Source organism: Acinetobacter tandoii (genome assembly GCF_008867985.1).
GTDB lineage: Bacteria > Pseudomonadota > Gammaproteobacteria > Pseudomonadales > Moraxellaceae > Acinetobacter > Acinetobacter tandoii.
Genome location: NZ_VXLD01000001.1, coordinates 463,275 through 480,118 on the forward strand (window position 1 = coordinate 463,275; position 16,844 = coordinate 480,118).

21 protein-coding genes and 1 pseudogene are annotated in these 16,844 nt (G+C 40.1%); all 22 read left to right on the forward strand.

The genetic code is table 11. The features are described from left to right. Positions 1 to 84: 84 nt before the first annotated feature. Positions 85 to 330, forward strand: coding sequence for a helix-turn-helix domain-containing protein (locus tag F4W09_RS02265; RefSeq protein WP_171492376.1), 246 nt, complete (start codon positions 85 to 87; stop codon positions 328 to 330). 107 nt (positions 331 to 437) lie between these two features. After that, positions 438 to 1,256: a BRO-N domain-containing protein gene (locus tag F4W09_RS02270; RefSeq protein WP_151503881.1), complete on the forward strand. Its 819-nt coding sequence runs from the start codon at positions 438 to 440 to the stop codon at positions 1,254 to 1,256. Between the two features lie 99 nt (positions 1,257 to 1,355). Continuing rightward, positions 1,356 to 2,006 (forward strand): DUF3223 domain-containing protein, encoded by a 651-nt coding sequence (locus F4W09_RS02275; protein WP_151503882.1) that lies wholly within the window; start codon positions 1,356 to 1,358, stop codon positions 2,004 to 2,006. 123 nt (positions 2,007 to 2,129) lie between these two features. Further along, the gene (locus F4W09_RS02280) at positions 2,130 to 2,777 is read left to right on the forward strand and encodes a DUF6988 family protein (protein WP_151503883.1); all 648 of its coding nucleotides are present in this window, start codon (positions 2,130 to 2,132) and stop codon (positions 2,775 to 2,777) included. A 163-nt stretch (positions 2,778 to 2,940) separates the two neighbouring features. Then, positions 2,941 to 3,264, forward strand: a complete 324-nt coding sequence (locus F4W09_RS02285) for a DUF4236 domain-containing protein (protein ID WP_151503884.1) — start codon at positions 2,941 to 2,943, stop codon at positions 3,262 to 3,264. A gap of 146 nt (positions 3,265 to 3,410) precedes the next feature. Continuing rightward, positions 3,411 to 4,046: a TonB family protein gene (locus tag F4W09_RS02290; protein ID WP_151503885.1), complete on the forward strand. Its 636-nt coding sequence runs from the start codon at positions 3,411 to 3,413 to the stop codon at positions 4,044 to 4,046. 229 nt (positions 4,047 to 4,275) lie between these two features. Next, positions 4,276 to 4,512: a hypothetical protein gene (locus F4W09_RS02295; RefSeq protein WP_171492377.1), complete on the forward strand. Its 237-nt coding sequence runs from the start codon at positions 4,276 to 4,278 to the stop codon at positions 4,510 to 4,512. 11 nt (positions 4,513 to 4,523) lie between these two features. Further along, complete coding sequence (locus F4W09_RS02300; RefSeq protein WP_044738591.1) at positions 4,524 to 4,808, forward strand: HNH endonuclease; 285 nt, start codon at positions 4,524 to 4,526, stop codon at positions 4,806 to 4,808. Positions 4,809 to 4,949: 141 nt separating this feature from the next. Further along, entirely contained in the window at positions 4,950 to 5,429 is a 480-nt protein-coding gene (locus tag F4W09_RS02305; protein ID WP_151503886.1) for a terminase small subunit, read from the forward strand. 3 nt (positions 5,430 to 5,432) lie between these two features. Next, a complete protein-coding gene (locus F4W09_RS02310) occupies positions 5,433 to 7,124 on the forward strand; it encodes a terminase large subunit (RefSeq protein ID WP_151503887.1) in 1,692 nt (563 codons plus the stop codon). After that, positions 7,121 to 8,356, forward strand: a complete 1,236-nt coding sequence (locus tag F4W09_RS02315) for a phage portal protein (RefSeq protein ID WP_151503888.1) — start codon at positions 7,121 to 7,123, stop codon at positions 8,354 to 8,356. Before F4W09_RS02310 ends, F4W09_RS02315 begins: the two co-directional genes overlap by 4 nt. Next, positions 8,349 to 9,008, forward strand: coding sequence for an HK97 family phage prohead protease (locus F4W09_RS02320; RefSeq protein ID WP_151503889.1), 660 nt, complete (start codon positions 8,349 to 8,351; stop codon positions 9,006 to 9,008). The genes F4W09_RS02315 and F4W09_RS02320 overlap by 8 nt, the downstream gene beginning before the upstream one ends. After that, positions 9,001 to 10,194: a phage major capsid protein gene (locus F4W09_RS02325; protein ID WP_151503890.1), complete on the forward strand. Its 1,194-nt coding sequence runs from the start codon at positions 9,001 to 9,003 to the stop codon at positions 10,192 to 10,194. Before F4W09_RS02320 ends, F4W09_RS02325 begins: the two co-directional genes overlap by 8 nt. Before the next feature lie 46 nt (positions 10,195 to 10,240). Then, the gene (locus F4W09_RS02330) at positions 10,241 to 10,441 is read left to right on the forward strand and encodes a hypothetical protein (protein WP_151503891.1); all 201 of its coding nucleotides are present in this window, start codon (positions 10,241 to 10,243) and stop codon (positions 10,439 to 10,441) included. Then, positions 10,419 to 10,706 (forward strand): head-tail connector protein, encoded by a 288-nt coding sequence (locus tag F4W09_RS02335; RefSeq protein WP_151503892.1) that lies wholly within the window; start codon positions 10,419 to 10,421, stop codon positions 10,704 to 10,706. The genes F4W09_RS02330 and F4W09_RS02335 overlap by 23 nt, the downstream gene beginning before the upstream one ends. 3 nt (positions 10,707 to 10,709) lie before the next feature. Beyond that, on the forward strand, positions 10,710 to 11,036 hold the full coding sequence (locus F4W09_RS02340) for a phage head closure protein (protein WP_151503893.1): 327 nt from the start codon (positions 10,710 to 10,712) through the stop codon (positions 11,034 to 11,036). Positions 11,037 to 11,039: 3 nt separating this feature from the next. Further along, on the forward strand, positions 11,040 to 11,531 hold the full coding sequence (locus tag F4W09_RS02345; protein WP_151503894.1) for an HK97-gp10 family putative phage morphogenesis protein: 492 nt from the start codon (positions 11,040 to 11,042) through the stop codon (positions 11,529 to 11,531). After that, the gene (locus tag F4W09_RS02350) at positions 11,528 to 11,899 is read left to right on the forward strand and encodes a DUF3168 domain-containing protein (RefSeq protein WP_151503895.1); all 372 of its coding nucleotides are present in this window, start codon (positions 11,528 to 11,530) and stop codon (positions 11,897 to 11,899) included. The genes F4W09_RS02345 and F4W09_RS02350 overlap by 4 nt, the downstream gene beginning before the upstream one ends. A gap of 69 nt (positions 11,900 to 11,968) precedes the next feature. Continuing rightward, positions 11,969 to 12,436, forward strand: a complete 468-nt coding sequence (locus tag F4W09_RS02355; RefSeq protein WP_116763080.1) for a phage tail tube protein — start codon at positions 11,969 to 11,971, stop codon at positions 12,434 to 12,436. Further along, positions 12,436 to 12,966: a phage tail assembly chaperone family protein, TAC gene (locus F4W09_RS02360; protein WP_151503896.1), complete on the forward strand. Its 531-nt coding sequence runs from the start codon at positions 12,436 to 12,438 to the stop codon at positions 12,964 to 12,966. Before F4W09_RS02355 ends, F4W09_RS02360 begins: the two co-directional genes overlap by 1 nt. 17 nt (positions 12,967 to 12,983) lie before the next feature. Further along, a pseudogene (locus F4W09_RS17260) lies at positions 12,984 to 13,183 on the forward strand (hypothetical protein). A 96-nt stretch (positions 13,184 to 13,279) separates the two neighbouring features. Then, complete coding sequence (locus tag F4W09_RS02370; RefSeq protein ID WP_151503897.1) at positions 13,280 to 16,762, forward strand: hypothetical protein; 3,483 nt, start codon at positions 13,280 to 13,282, stop codon at positions 16,760 to 16,762. Positions 16,763 to 16,844: the final 82 nt, after the last annotated feature.

Sequence of the window (16,844 nt, forward strand, 5' to 3'; positions counted from 1 at the left end):
AAAATTAGTTTTTGGCTAATTTTATGATGTAATAAGTTGGTTTTTAATAAGTAAGCCGTGACTTACTTTCTAGGTAAAAAATATATGTCTGAATCGAATGATACTCATCGTATGACCCCTGAGCAATTAAGACAGGCAGGAGAGTTGTTATACGGCAATCAATGGCAAAGTGATCTAGCAAGAGCGCTTGAGGTTGATGCACGCCGTGTTAGAGATTGGTTGCAGGAAAGAAGACCAATTCCAGTCGGTGTGAAGACTGAAATTATTGAATTATTGAAAAAGAATAGTTTGGATACGGCAAATTATGCTGAATCGTTAAATGCTATATAAAAACAAAGATAGATAAAAATACTTGATGTACCCTAATTTTAGGGTACAATTATTCATGAGGTATGCCTGTAGGTGGCAGCCATTATCCGAACCCGAGGTGGTTAATCATGAATAATTTAGTTTTTAATGCACTAGAATTGCATCCAGTCCAACAGAATGACAATCAAATTTGGATTACATCATCTGAGTTAGCGAGAGCATTAGGTTATGCACGTGCTGATGCCGTAACCAAAATTTATGATCGAAATTTAGATGAATTCACCGAAGATATGACTCAAGTTATTAGTAATCCTCAGACCCCCAATTTGGGGTTACGGATATTTAACTTGCGTGGTTGCTATCTCATTACATTTTTTGCTCGTACACCAGTTGCCAAAGAATTTAGAAAATGGGTGTTAGATATTTTAGAAAAAGAAAGCAAACCGAAAGTTTTGACTGATATAAGAGATCGCATACAGCTAGCAGAAGCCGTAGGGGTTTTAGTCAGTAAATCTAACTTCAATACAGTTGAAGTTTATAAGATGATTAATCAACGCTTTGATGTGAACAAAGTCGATGAGATTCCACTTAAAACTTTGCCTTACGCCGTAGAGTATGTACATAACCTAACCGCGGTAGTCGCACGAAGTAATGAGCTACAACGCCAAGAACAAAAACAGATTCAGAAGTTGGTTGAAGCAGTCATTAATCAAAACTTTAAAATGATGAATGTTTGGAATGCGCTCAGATTCTTAAACATGCAGGACTATCTCAAGTATACAAGTTTAATCGTTCGAGCAAATGAACTGGCGCTTGATGTGAGCAGACGCTATAACATGCGCGGGTCAAACAGTCAGCCACTTATTAGCAAAGATTTCCGCGTGGTGAACATGTCTAACGGGGAAATTATGGATACCAATCCGAATTGGTTTAATGCGGAAGCTTAGATATCTCTTAACTGCATTAAATAATTAATGCAGTTAATCCTCCTTTTTTAATTAAATGAAATATGCTAGAAGAATATTAACTTTTAAACGGTAAGAAAAATGGCTAAAACTATTAAATGGTGGATAGAACGTAATTATAAAACTAAAAAATCTCTAACAGATGAGATACGAAATCTTATCAATCAGATTGATGATGATTGCTTTATTACTGAAGAAAAAGATATAGAGCTTCTTACATGGGTTCTTTCGCATCACCATGATTATTTAAATAAAATTAATGGTTCTACAAATTTCAAAATTAGAGTAAGGCGCTCTTTGGTTAATAGCGGTAACAAGGAGTTATTAATCTTGAGAGATGATGGAACTGAGATAGATATCAGCTGGACTAAAGCTCTAAATCCTCAGGGCTCATCTACTCACAAGGAGGACTTGAGAAATGCAGCTGTACAAGCAGTTAATGATCAAATAATTGAATTCAAAGATAAAAATACAGACACTATTTGTTGTCTTTGTAAGAAGCAAATAGAAGATAAAATAGAGGCTTGTCATTACGAACCTAGACTAAATGAATTATTAACACAATTTTTTGGTAATGATGAAGAAATGGAAAAAATAGATATTAAAGATGGTAGCTATGCATCAAGATATTTTAATCCTGAGCTAAGTGAAAAATGGGCTACTTTTCACGCCAATCAAGCAACGCTCAAACCAGCCCATAAAAAATGTATTCGACAACGGAAAAGTAATTAATCTAAATTTTAATGACATTAGTTGCTTTTCGTAAAATGTAGTAATTGAATTTAAAAATTTAACTAAGAAATTCAAAAGCTCACAATATTTTGAGCTTTTTCTTAAATAATTAAGTAGTAAGTTATGTATAACCTAGACCGTATAGAACAATTACTGAATAAATCACATCAACTAGAAATTGAACTTATATCACCGTCTATTGATCTTAATTTGTATGACGATTCACAAAGACTATTAGCTGTAGCAAGTCTAGCAATGCTATCTGTAGAACATTCAGCAGGAGTACGATACTTATTTAAAACGAAATGTATTGCTTCTGCTTTTGCTTTATTTCGCTTGCAATATGAAGCATTAGTTAAAAGTTTGTGGGTATTCTATGTGTCAAAAGATGAGGATATTGATTCGATAGTAGGAGAGTTGGAAGAAGCGAGAATAACTAAAAATAAAAAAGTTTTTCCGCCTATATCAAAAATGCTTGAGCAACTTTTATCTGCTAATACCCCTGCACATAGTCATGTATTATCTTTAGTTGAGTTGAAAAATTATTCTTGGGATGCAATGAATTCGTTTGTGCATTCAGGTTTGCATGCTGTACGAAGAAACATAACGGGCTATCCGACAGAATTAATCTATACCATTATTAAGCAGTCGAATAATTTACTGTATTTATCTGCTTATTTGAGAGCAGTCATAACAGGTAATCCGAATATAATTAAAGAGGTATCTCTTGCGAGACAAAGGCATATGGTCTGCTTTCAAATGGTTGCTTGACCCTGTACAAAGGATGTGGCATATTTCTGCTATAGTGAGCGAAGTTATAATAGTTCACTGATTATTAAGCCTGACATATTTGTTGGGCTTTTTTATTGCTTGAAAAATATACAATTTCATATATAAATAAATCTGTACTCTGAAATTGGAACTGACCAAGAATATGGGCTTAAATTTTCGAAAAAGCTTTAAGATCGCACCAGGTGTTCGCTTAAATGTTGGTAAAAAAGGTTTAAGCAGTGTTTCTCTTGGTGGGAAAGGTGCGAGAGTGAGTGTCGGTAGAAAAGGCACACGAACAACAGTAAGTGCTCCTGGCACTGGTTTGTCATACTCAACATATAAACCGCACAAGAAAAATAACACTGATCGACAACGACCTGACTATAGCAACCCAAATAATTTAATTGGCTATCCAAAATCAGAATGGATGGCAGCGGGTATAGTTGGGTTGATAGTTTTGATTGGATTTATATGGTTCATTGGTTAAGAGAACACCTCTAAATAAACAGATCTTTTGTTTTCAATTAGAGTTGAATTAATTAAAAGAAAAAATAATATTTTATTGCAAACTGTTTTTATTCTATAGTGCTAATCTTTTAAAGATCATAAAACATTATCTACATGAAATTTATAATGAATATTTTATTTAAAACCCTAATAAGCCTGTTTTTTTGTCTGAGTTTCACTGCGAATGCACAGGATGTCCAAACCATTAAAGAACAACCGAAAGGCGTAAAATGGCAAAGAGCACCAATAATAAAATTCAAGAATAGAGAACTTTTAGGATATGACCGAATAGTGAGGGTTGAGTTTAAGACGAATGCAAATGGTATTATTAAATCCGCAGAAGTAATAGAAAGTAGTGGGCTTGAATCAATAGACACAAAAGTACTAAATGCAGTAAAGCGTTCTAAATTTCAGCCTTATCAAGAGAATGGAATTTATTATCCTATTAGAGCAGTACAACCTTTTTTATTAGAGGTTTCAAGAGAGCCTAAATATAAACATTATCCGAAATTCTTTTTTGTGAAGCAAAAGCTTGAAGGTCAAACCTTATACGTTGGAATATATGCAGAAGCTGATGATAATGGAAATTTAACCAAATCTGAGATTAAAGTGAGTAGTGGATTACCAGAATTGGATAATTATGCTTTAAATGAATATCGTAAGCAGGCTAATTTTTATCCATTAATTGTTAATGGTAAGCCATATCCTATACGTATTACTAGTTCTTTTAGATTTTCTGAAGACTCAAATACGATCGACTAGTTGTTATTTAAACAGTTAAATTTTACCAGTCTGAATGAACTAAATCTGACAATCTTTTAAATTGTAAGTAAACCATCTTCGGGTGGTTTTTTATTCTCCTTGGCCGAATGGATTACGGCACATAAGACCGCACTGCTTGAGAAAGTTGGTGCGGTTTTTCTTTTTTATTCCGAGGTGTCTATGTCTTGCAAAGGCTGTGAAGAACGCCGTCAAAAACTAAAGGCAATGTATGAGTACAGCAAACAACGACTGCAACTTGCAATCAATCGTCTTACAACTGGTACAGCAGAACAATCAGTTGGTGGAACAGAACAACAAACTGACCGATCAAACCAATCAACTGATCCAACAGAACAACCAACTCATACAAATCAACAGTGACCAGACTGCACAGATCCGCATGCTGCTCGATGAGATCGTTGGCGATGAGGATGAACCACAATCACGTAACTTGGATGATGACTAAGGGTTTGCCCCATGAAACTACAGACACTTAAGCCAAGGCTAGAGATACGCCGTCAACAGACTGAACCCAAGAAAAACTGGGGAACAGGTCGTGGTGGTCGCCCTTGGCGTAGACTAAAAGAAAGCATCCATGTACGTGATGGTTATACCTGTCAACTCTGTGGTCTAGTCACACATCAATTGGAATGTGACCATAAGATCAACACGGCGCAAGGTGGAACAGATGACCCAAGCAATCTTTGGTCGTTGTGCATTGACTGCCATAAGAAGAAAACCCAGCAGGAGAGCAGACTATGATTGAAAAAAGAGCTCATCGCCGTTGGGAGGGGGGAGGTAAAAAGTTCAAAATCATTTATCAGCGGACACCACCGCCCATCTCACGTATAAAAAAATTTCCCTTTTTAGTTAAAAGTTAACTTTTAGAGTTAAGGAGTCGCAATGGCTTTAACAGCAAAAATGAAAGCTTTTGCTCAAGCTGTTGTTGATGGTATGAGCAATAAAGATGCTGCAATTTCAGCAGGATACAGTGAAAAATCTGCAATGCAGCAGGGTTCAAAATTAGCAAAAATCCCTGAAGTAATTGCATATATCGAACAATTTAAATCAGTCAAAAAGTTAACTTCTAAATCTGAAAAGTTAACTCCAGAAAAACCAAAAGTTAACTCCGTGGATAGTGGGGAAAATGACAACCCTTTGGATGATGAGAACTACGCCAAAGATGATCCACTCCAATTTCTTATTGATGTGATGAATAAAAGCGATGACATGTTCATGCGGGTGAATGCTGCTAAGGCCGCATTGCCTTACGTGCATGGCAAGGTTGCTGACAAAGGCAAGAAAGAATCTAAAACAGAAGAAGCTAAGAAAGCCAGTCAAACTGGAAAGTTCGGCACTTTGAATAATCAACTACCGAGTTAAAACATGACCGCAATGCTCCCAGAATGGACAACAGCTTGCCCAGACTGGGAGGAGCGTATTGTCAAAAAACAGTCGCTCATGCCATGTGCACCATTATTTCCTCAAGTGGCAGATGTTGCAGAGCGCATTTTTAAAGAGCTGATTCTTGTTGATGTGATGGATAGCCCAAAGATGGGTGATGTCACACTGGATTGGGTCATTGAATTTGTCCGTGCAATTTTTGGAGCATACAACCCACACACAAAACGCAGACTGATACGAGAGTTCTTTCTTCTGATTTCCAAGAAGAACACCAAGTCTACGATTGCTGCAGGTGTGATGCTGGTTGCGTTATTGTTGAATGACCGACTTTCAGCAGAACTTATTATCTTGGCACCAACGAAAGAAGTTGCAGACAACTCTTTCAACCCGATCCGAGACTTCATCAAAGCAGATGAAGAACTCAGTGCAATGATCAATATTTCTGAGCACACTAAAACAGTAACGCATTTAGGCACTGGTGCCACACTTAAAGTGATTGCAGCCGAATCTAATGCCGCGGCAGGTAAGAAAGCCTCTATCATTTTGATAGATGAGGTTTGGCTTTTTGGTAAACGTGCCAATGCGGAATCTATGTTCCGTGAAGCAAAAGGTGGATTAGCATCACGACCTGAAGGATGCGTAATTTACCTTTCCACCATGTCAGATGAAGTGCCTTGCGGTGTATTTAAGCAATTATTGGATTATGCCCGCGATGTAAGAGATGGAATCAAAGAGGATAAAGCCTTTTTACCGCTGATTTATGAATTTCCTAAACACCTGGTGGAAGCTGGTGAGCACTTAAAACCAGAGAATTTCTACATCACCAACCCGAATTTAGGTGCTTCTGTTGACCTTGAGTATCTGATTTCAGAGTTCAATAAGGTTAAAGATGCGGGTGAAGAGTCACTTCGAGACTTTCTTGCCAAGCATTTGAACATCGAAATCGGCATGAACCTGCGTGCAAACCGTTGGGCAGGTGCTGAATATTGGAATCAGCAAAAGCATGTATTCGGTCTTGAGCAACTGATTGAACAATCAGAACTGATCACCTTGGGAATTGATGGTGGTGGACTTGATGACTTACTTGGCTTTGCTGCCTTAGGGCGGTTGAAGAAAGATCCTCGTATCTGGTGGTTATGGAGTCGCGCTTGGGCAAATAAACTTGCCTTAGAACGCCGTAAAGAGAACATTCCCAAATATAAAGACTTCGAGCAAGAAGGGAGCCTTGTTGTTGTCGATAGAGTGGGTGAAGACATTGACCAGCTGGCGCTAATCGCAAAGCAAATTTATGACAGCGGTAAGCTCGACAAAATTGGACTAGATCCGCAAGGTCTAGGTGGTCTTATTGATGGATTAACTGGTGCAGGCATCCCTGAAGAGGTTCTTGTAGCGGTACCACAAGGCCACAAGCTCATGGGCTATATCATGACAACCGAGCGGAAATTGGCAGAGGGCAACCTTTGGCATGCAGGGCAACAACTTATGGTTTGGTGCGTAGGCAATGCACGAGTCGTGATGATCGGTAACGGGATGCGAATTACTAAGCAGGACTCTGGTATTGGCAAGATTGACCCAGTGATTGCGATGTTTAACGCTGTGGCATTGATGAGTCTTGCACCTGAAGCAAAGAATTTTGACATTGACGGGTATTTAGAGGATGTCGTGATAGCATGAGCGATTTACAAGACACGGGTTTTTGGTCCCGTTTCTGGTCACGATTGACTGGAAGAACCCAATTGAAAAAGGGGGATACTTCATATCCTTTTGATAGCTATCTGTCATCTGGTGGAGCGGTCGTCAGCCCTGAAACAGCCTTAAAGCTTTCAGCAGTTTGGGCATGCGTGAAATTGCGTGCTGAAACCATCTCAACACTACCATTGCATTTATATGATTCAAATAAAAAGATCGCCAAAGATCATGGTCTTTACCGAGTTTTACATGATTCGCCCAATGCAGATATGTGCGCAAGTGAATTTTGGCAGATCCAATCTGCATGTTTAGATCTATGGGGTAATGCCTACAGCTATATTACACGCCGAAATGATCGAAGCGTTATTTCATTAGAGCCACTTTTCCCTAGTGAAATGGTTAAGAAGCGCTTGAAAGATGGTGGCTTTGAATATCATTACACCGAAAATGGCAAAGTTAAAATCTATACTGATGATGAAATCTTGCATTTTAAAGGTTTCACCTTGGATGGTTACGTTGGACTTTCAGCAATTCAATTTTTTGCCCAAACCATAGGCATGCAGTTTGATGCTAATAATCAGGCTCAAGACTGGTTTAAAAATGGATTAAAGGTTGGTGGATTCCTTGAAACAGGGGAGCAAACGCTCACAGGTGAGCAGCGTACACGGATGCGCAACCATTTAGCAGAGTTCAGTAAGCCTGAAAATTCAGGTAAATACATGATTCTTGAGGCGGGGATGAAGCTTGCTTCTGCCAGCGCTATTCGAATTAATCCGATTGATGCGCAACTTCTTGAATCTCGCTACTTTGGAATTGAGGAAATTTGTCGTGCATTTGGGGTTCCACCGCAATTGATTGGACATACCAATAAAGCAAGCTCTTGGGCATCTAGCCTTGAGCAGACTAATCAAGGTTTTTTAACCTACTCACTGAATCCTCAATTGGTTCGATATGAGCAAACCATTTCTCGCAAATTGCTATTGCCGCAGGACAAATACAAATATCGCCCTAAATTTGCGGTAGATGGTCTATTGCGTGCAAATAACACAGCAAGAGCAGATTTCTACGTGAAGATGACCCAAAACGGGCTATATACCCGAAATGAAGTACGTGAGCTTGAGGATATGCCACGTGCTGAAGATCCAACGGCAGATCAACTCATGGTGCAAATGCAAATGGTGTCTTTGGGACAAGAACAGGGGAAAACAAGTGAATAGAAAAAGTTTTAATTTAGCAATTAAAGCCGTCCAAGAGGACGGTTTTTTTTCGGGCTATGGGGCGGTTTTTGGAAATATCGATTGGTACAACGATGTGATTTTGCCAGGGGCTTTCAAAGTATCCCTCGATAAATGGAAAACCAAAAATAAATTTCCACCAGTGCTTTGGAACCACAACGACAGCGAACCAATTGGGATCTACACCAACCTTTACGAAGACGAAAAAGGACTATTCGTTGAAGGTAAATTGCTTATTGATGATGTGCCGAGAGCTAAATCCACACATGCACTTCTGAAAGCGGGTGCCATTGATGGTTTAAGCATTGGATATTCCACCAAGAAGGCAAATCAGCAAGGCAATGGGATTCGAGAGTTGATCGAGGTTGATATTGGTGAAATCTCTATCGTGACTCAGCCAGCGAATGATCGAAGTCTGATTACTTCAGTTAAATCCAAATTAGATGAAGGCGAACTGCCAACGTTACCAGAATTTGAAAAATTCTTGAGAGAGTCAGGATTTTCAAAATCGCAATCTACTGCCATCGCTAGCAAAGGGTTGCGCTCTCTTCTGAGCGAGTCAGAGGAAGAAATCAAAGAAGCGAAATCAATTTCAAATGCTTTAAATATCTTAAAAGGAGTCAGCAATGCCTGATCAGAATTTAGAACAACTCGCTCAAGAGTTTAAAAAACAAGTTGATGAAGTCAAAGGAATCGCCGAAGACTTCAAAGGTAAGCGTGAACATGGTGATAAAATTGCGGAAGGTGCCAAACAGGCAGCCGATGAAGCGATTACCAAGCTGAATGAAACCAAAGCGCGTTTAGATGAACTTGAGCAGAAAATGGCCCGCCGTCCGGGCGATGCACCTGAAGAATTTAAGTCTTTGGGGCGTCAGTTTGTGGAAACTGAGCAATTTAAATCATTGCAAGGTTCAGCTGGACAGCGAGGTAAAGCAAATCTTGAAATTAAAGCCACGATTACTTCTGCAACAACAGATACAGCAGGTGCAGCAGGCGATTTAGTGCAAACCACACGTATTCCTGGCATCGTTGCGCCACCTGAGCGTAAGCTTACGATTCGTGATTTGCTTATGCCTGGTCGTATGGATGGCAACGCTTTGGAATTCGTACAAGAAACAGGTTTTACCAATGCTGCAGCAATGGTCGCGGAAGGTGCATTGAAGCCACAGTCTGATATCAAATTTGATTTGAAATCGACAAATGCAAAAGTAATTGCACATTTCATGAAGGCATCGCGTCAAATTTTGGATGATGCATCGCAGTTACAGTCTTATATTGATGGTCGCTTACGTTATGGCTTGGCGTTCAAAGAAGAAAACCAAATTCTGAATGGCGATGGTACTGGTCAAAACTTACTGGGTATCATTCCACAAGCAACCCCATATGTTCGTCCAGCGGGTGTCACAACTTCAGCAGAAAGTAAAATTGATACCTTGCGCTTCGCAATGTTACAAGCAGTCCTAGCTGAATATCCAGCAAGTGGACATGTATTGAACCCGATTGATTGGGCTGCAATCGAAACACTGAAAGACACTTCGGGCCAGTACATTATTGGCAATCCACAGGGAGCATTAAACCCAACTTTATGGAAATTGCCAGTTGTAGAAACCCAAGCAATTACAGTGAATAAGTTCCTGACGGGCGCTTTCTCTATGGGGGCTCAACTGTTTGACCGCTGGTTATCTCGTGTTGAAGTAGCGACAGAAAACGAAGATGACTTCATCAAAAACATGGTAACAATTCTTGCTGAAGAGCGCTTGGCTTTGGCGGTGTATCGTCCTGAAGCATTCATCTATGGTGACATTGTTCCTGTACCTTAATCGATTTAAATAAGGGGCATTTAGCCCCTTATTTTTGGAGTTTAAAATGGCAATTTATACAGTTAAGTGTGAGCACTATGGCGATAAATTCTATCGTACAGGTGAACAACGAGAAGCCAATCCTAATGATGTAAAGCATTTAGTTGCTAAAGGGGTATTAGCGGAAGCTTCTGAAGTAGTTGAGCCAAAAGTTAAGAAAACACCAGCCAAGCAGGTGAAACCTGATGATCAATCTACAGAAAGCTAAAAAGCATTGTCGAGTGGACGATGACACTGAAGATGATCTTATAGAGGACTGGATTGTTGAAGCCAACGTCGTAATTCAGAATGATCTAGACCGTAAGATTATTGCAGATGAAGCAGACCGTATCAATGAAACAGATTTGGTTGATAACGAAGCATTAGATTCTGCACGCCTTATCTTTGTTCAGTACCGTTACAGCCGAAGCTTAGACGATAAACCACAGGCTTATTGGTCATTGTTGCAAAAATTCAGAGAAATGGGAGTTTAATTTATGGACTTAACCCAAGAACTCTGCCATCGAGTCACGATCCAAAGTAAAACTGTAACTTACGATGAAAACAACCATGAAACTGAAACGTGGGCTGAGTTCAAAAAGCTCTGGGCTAAGGTTGAGTTTTTATCAGTTAAAGATGCAATCAATGCCAAGGCTTCTGGATCACTAACTACAGCCCGTCTAAAGCTGCGTAAACGTAGTGACATCACTACAGAAATGCGCGTGCTTTGGGACGGGTACACCTTTCAGATTGTTTCACCACCTAAGCCTGACAATGAGAACGGTAAGATCTATATGACGTTGGAGCTTGCAGTAATGGAGTAGGCCATGGTTGTTGAGGTTGAAATAACGGGGATGGATGAAATTGAGCGAAAGCTCAGAGCCTTGGCTAATCCACGTTTAGCAAAAAATGCTGCAAGGCGTTCAGCGCGTAAAGCTATGGCAATTGTCCGTGATGCAGCACGTAACAATGCAAAGACTTTAGATGATCCAAGTACATCAGAGCAAATCTATAAAGAAATTGTAATGCAGCCTGGCAAGTCTAGGGACAAAAATACTGTGGTTATGCGAGTTGGTGTCCGTGGTGGGGCAAGAATTCCATATACAAACAATGCTCAAAATAGACGATCAGGTAGAGTAGGTCAGTCTTACAAAACTGATGGTCGCGTATTTTATTGGAGATTTCTAGAGTTTGGTACATCCAGACAACCACCAACCCCATTTATGCGACCTGCTTTAGAAAACAATATTCAGGCTGTGACAGATTCATTTGCACAGAACTTTAGTACTGAGCTCGATAAGGAACTTGCAAAACTATGAATATTCTTCCAGTGGTTCCAACATTAAAAGCAGATTCAAATGTCACAGCATTACTAGGGAATAATCCCTTAAAAGTGTTTGAGGATATTGCACCAGCAGGTACAGCATATCCTTATGCAGTTTGGTCAGTTGTGACTGCAAATCCTGAAAACAACTTGGACTGTGCAGCGGATATTGATCATGTCTCATTCCAGATCGTAGTTTATGACAGCAGTCAAAAGTGTGCTTCTGATATTCGAGCAGCCATTCGTACTGCACTTGAACCATATTGTTATGTAACCAGTATTCACCCCAACCATTTTGAGCGAATTCTCGATACTAATGTTTTTGGACGTGGGTTTGATGCGAATTGGTGGTTAAACAGATAACAGATTTATTTTCCAACTTAACCGCCTTAAAGGGCGGTTTTTTATGCCTAAAAAGAGGAGTAGCTACTCATGGCACGTATTAAAGCGCAACGTACGCAAGTATTTGCTGTTATCGCAGGTGCAGTTGTACGCTTCAGTTGCCCTAAAGCATTTACTTTTGGAGAGGATTCCTTTTCTAAGATTGATGCAACTTGCTTGGATTCAGACACGAAGGATTATGAGCGCGGTTTACGAGATCCTGGTGAAGGTTCCATTCAGATTGACCTAGATGATGAAAACGCAAGCCATTTACAGCTTATCGCGTTAGCTGATTCTGGTGAAAAGGTTGAGTGGTATGTTGGTTCCAGTCATAACCAAACACCGCCAACTTATGATGTTACGACAGGTATTGATCTACCTGAAACACGAATTTGGTGGTCTTTCCAAGGCTACTTAAACCCAGCAGCACCAACCGTTGAACAGGACTCATTGATTGGTTACACCTTCACCTTGGTACGTACATCCGCTGTCATCACAACTCCACGAGTGATTCCATAATGGCTAAAACAAATCTTAAAGCCCTTCGAAAAGTTACCCAAAGTGGTGCGCCAATTGAGCGAACAGTAACATGGAAGGTATTTGCTACAGAAGAGAACCTTGAAGACCTTAAAGAGCTCACGAGTAAATCGGAGATGACTGTCGGTGATGAAGTTGAACTTGAAGGACAGGTCTTTATTAAGCGACTTTCATTCATTGCTCAGCAAGAAGTAGCAAAGGCTTTTGAATGGGATATCGTGACAAACCCAGATGACCCAGTGTTAAAAGAAATCAATGGTAGTCGTTTGGTCGCTTCACGTTTGATTGGTTCGATTTGTGAAGATGGGAAAGGAACGCCGTTTTTCACTTCACTTACTGATGTATATACTTCTGATCCAAAGTTCATTGATGCGGTATATCAAGAAGCTGACAAGGTGAACAACTTTACGGGAAAGTCACCGAAGAAGAATTCGAGCGAAATGAATTCTGGTGCGAACTTGTCCTCAACGGAATCGGTGGAAGTACCATCGAAGAAGCGCAAGCAAACATAAACAATGCTGAACTAAACATTTGGAGAGCCTACCGTAAAAAGTATGGCTCTTTATTTTTTGGGCGTAGGCTCGAACATGCTTTTGGTAACTGGACAGCGCATTACACTAGCTTGAAGATTCACAAGGAAGTAGATCCTTATGACTTCATGCCAAAAATGAACAGCGTAAGGAAATATCTCTTGAAGAATATATGGAAGCTAATTTTGGTACGGGGTAAGGAATCAGCTTAGGTTGGTTTCTCCTGCGTCTAGATAGAGCATCATAAATAAAGATAGCCTCCTTCAGGAGGTTTTTTATTGCCTGAGGAAAAGTTATGGCAGCAGCTTCACTGGGCAGACTAACCCTAGATTTAGTCGCACGAATTGGGAGTTTTACTGGGCCAATGACAAGAGCGGAACGTCAAGCAAGAAATTCAAGCAATAATATTGCAGACAGTTTTAGCGTTGCAACTGTGGCTGCGACTGCATTGGGCGCAGCTGTCGCAGGAATTTCAGTAGGTGGTTTAGTTGCTTTTGCTGATCAAACGATTCAAACAGGCAGTGATATTAAGAAATTTGCACAATTGGCAAATACTACTTTTAGAGATTTCCAATATTACGCAAAAGGTGCTGAAACAGCAGGTATCTCAATGGAGTCTTTTGCAGACAAAATGAAAGATATGCAGGATCGTATTGGTGATTTTCATCAATCTGGTGGAGGTCCATTGGCGGACTTTTTTGAGAATATTGCCCCAAGAGTTGGCGTAACCATTCAGCAATTTCAGAAACTTTCAGGTCCAGAGGCGTTACAGCTGTATTACAACTCGCTTCAAAAAGTAAATGCTACCCAGAATGATATGAAGTTTTATATGGAAGCGATCATTTCTGATTCGTCGCTGCTTATTCCATTGCTTGAAAATGGTGGTGAAGGCTTTAAGAAATGGGGGGATGCTGCTGAAAGAGCCAATGCAATTTTGTCAGATGATATGATTCAAAGTCTTGTGTTGGCTAAAGAAAATGTCCAGTTATTAAATTTACAATGGGAAGGCTTGCAAGCGACTTTTGTGAATGCTGTTGTACCAGTAATTCAAACTGTATCCGATAATATGGATGATATTAAAGCGGTAGCTCTTGCACTAACCGCTGCGATAGCAACTAAGTTAGTTGTTCAGGGGACAATTTTAGCAGGCACATTTACTATGGCTGCAATTCGTGCAGGGGTAATGGAAGTATCATTAATGGCACTTCAAGGTAGGGCTACCGGAACTGCAGCTAGTATGGGGATGCTTCGGGGGGCAATGGCGTTTCTTGGTGGACCAGCTGGTTTAGCTATGCTAGCTGTTCAGGGGATTGCTGCTGGAGCAGCGTTTCTGTATATGAAAAAGTCTAGCGATTCTTTAGATCCATCTTTAAGTACACAGGGTAAATCGATTGCTGAATTAACAGCAGAATATGAAAAGCTGGATGCCACTCAGAAGCGTGTACTCACTCGAAAAGCAACTGATGAACTTAACGAGGCCAATAAAGTTTATCGAGAACAAAGAAATGAGCTTCTTGGGCTTATAGATGCAATCACACGTAATTCTCAAGTTTCGGAAAAAGACCGTGAGATTGCCTCTCAACTTTTCGAACAGTATCGACAAGGTAAAATTAGTTCAAATCAGTTGGCTACAGCAGTTAATAGCTTGATGACAGTAAGTAATGCTGCAAAATCAAGTATTGATAGTAAGTCAGAGGCAGTTGGCAAAGAGTCTAATGCAGTCAATAATGCAAAATCTATCCTTGCTGCATATAACGGTAAAGTTAAAGAAAGTACTAAAACAAATCAAGAAAATACCAGATCAATTTTTGATCAGGCTAGTGCATTTTCAATCTTAACCCAAAAGCAACGAGAGGCGCTAAAGGATATTCAGGATCAAGTTGCTAAAGCTAATTATATTGATGCGAATATGGCTGCTGGTTGGAGTCGAGATAAGGCAGAATATTTTGCCGATTATCGACAAAACGCTGGGCTGAGTTTTATAGGAGCTTCATTATCTGCTCAAGAAATTAAACAAGTTGAGGCAGGCTATAAGCTTCAACAACAAACCAAGGCGCGGGAAGAGTCTGAGAAGAAAATTGAAGAATCAACCCGCAAACAAGTTGAATCACAGGAAAAGCTGAATAAGTTGGTTGGTGCTTCAGCTCTCAGTGGTTTAAGAATTAAATCTGCTGAATCAATCGCAGGAGGGCAAATCAGAGCGTATACAGCTGATTTTGCACAACTGGCTCAAAAACAACTTGGAGATGAATTAAAGAGATTTACCGCATTCAATGATACCTACCACAAAGGAACAAATAGCAAGCATGCGACAGGAAATGCTTTTGACTTCACTATTGCCGATTCAGCTAAATCTGCTGTAACCGTAGCGGAGCTTAAAAAACTTGCAAAGAGCTATGGTTTTGTTATTCGTGTTTTGGATGAGTATAAGCAGAAATCTTCACGAGCCACAGGTGGGCATTTACATGTTTCGGTACTTGGATATAAAGGCAATGCCGAAGCTGTTTCAGATGCTAAAGCTGCTGTTGAATTAGTCAAAGATACCGAAGCCGAAATCGAGGAGGAAAAAAAGCAAGCAGAAGAACGAAGAAAATCTGTTATGCAAATTTACTTCACTGAAGAAGAGCAAATGGCTGAAGATAATAAGGAGAAGTTGCTTCTTATTCAAAAAGCATTCGCAGGTGATCAGACTGCTATCAAGGAGTATACAGAAAAGCAAAAGATCGCTTATCAAGAGGATGTTGAAAACTATCGCCGTGCCCAAAAGGAAAAGTTCGATGCATCAAAAAATGACTTACTTGGGCAATTAGCAAATGCTGAGGATGCAATTTCTTTATTTGGTGTTGCAAATAAGTACGGCAAGAACTCACTTCAATATCAGAATGCAAGCCTAAGTATTACGTCAAAGCAGGCTAAATCTGCTGAATTTGACCGCTATACAAATAGCGTTAATCAAATTGGGAATGAATATGGTGCGCCTGATGAGGTTGAAAAGCGCTATGAGCTAATTGAGTTAGCCAAGAAGCTCCATCTTGAAAACATGAAGGCTTTGGATGCTGATTACCTTGCCAGTACAAAGCAAATGGCTTTGGATCAGTACCAACAGCAATTGGATATGTGGCAAGGGCTTTTGTCGAATGGACAAAATACATTTTCACAACTAACTCAATCAGTCAAAGATAGTGCAGGTGAGCAGTCTGGTTCATACCGAACAATGTTTGCCATGCAGCAGGCATTTTCTGTTGCATCTTCAGTAGTTGCGGCTTGGACTGCATATACACAGGCATTTGCTGATCCAAGTGCAATGACCTTACCGCAAAAGTTCGCAGGCGGTATGGCTGTCATGACTGCATTAGTACCTGCTTTGGCAACTATTTCATCGATGGCTATTCAAGGCTTTGCAGGTGGTGGCTTCACTGGTTATGGTGGTAAGTATGAGCCTGCTGGTATTGTTCACCGTGGTGAAGGTGTCTTGACGCAAGAAGAAATTGCAGCATTGGGTGGTCCAGCAGGGTTCTTTGCTTTACGCCAGTCTATTAAGAATGGTTTTGCAGATGGAGGATTGGCCCTTGATGCTCCTAAAGTCCTGAATATGCAAAGTTCCAAAATGAATGGTTATCGTGAGCAGGCTACTCAGTCACCGAAACAAGTCATCGATAACCAATTGCGAGTCATTATGGTTAAAAATGAGGATGAAGCAAAAGAACTTCTATATAGCCCAGACGGTCAAAAAGCCTTTCTTTATCATATGAAACGAACTGGCTATGCGAAACGGTAACCACCGTTCTAGGCAATTTTCAATATTAGGGGGATACTGGGTAAACCTATGGCTAGTGAATATAGTTTTTAGTATGATTCAT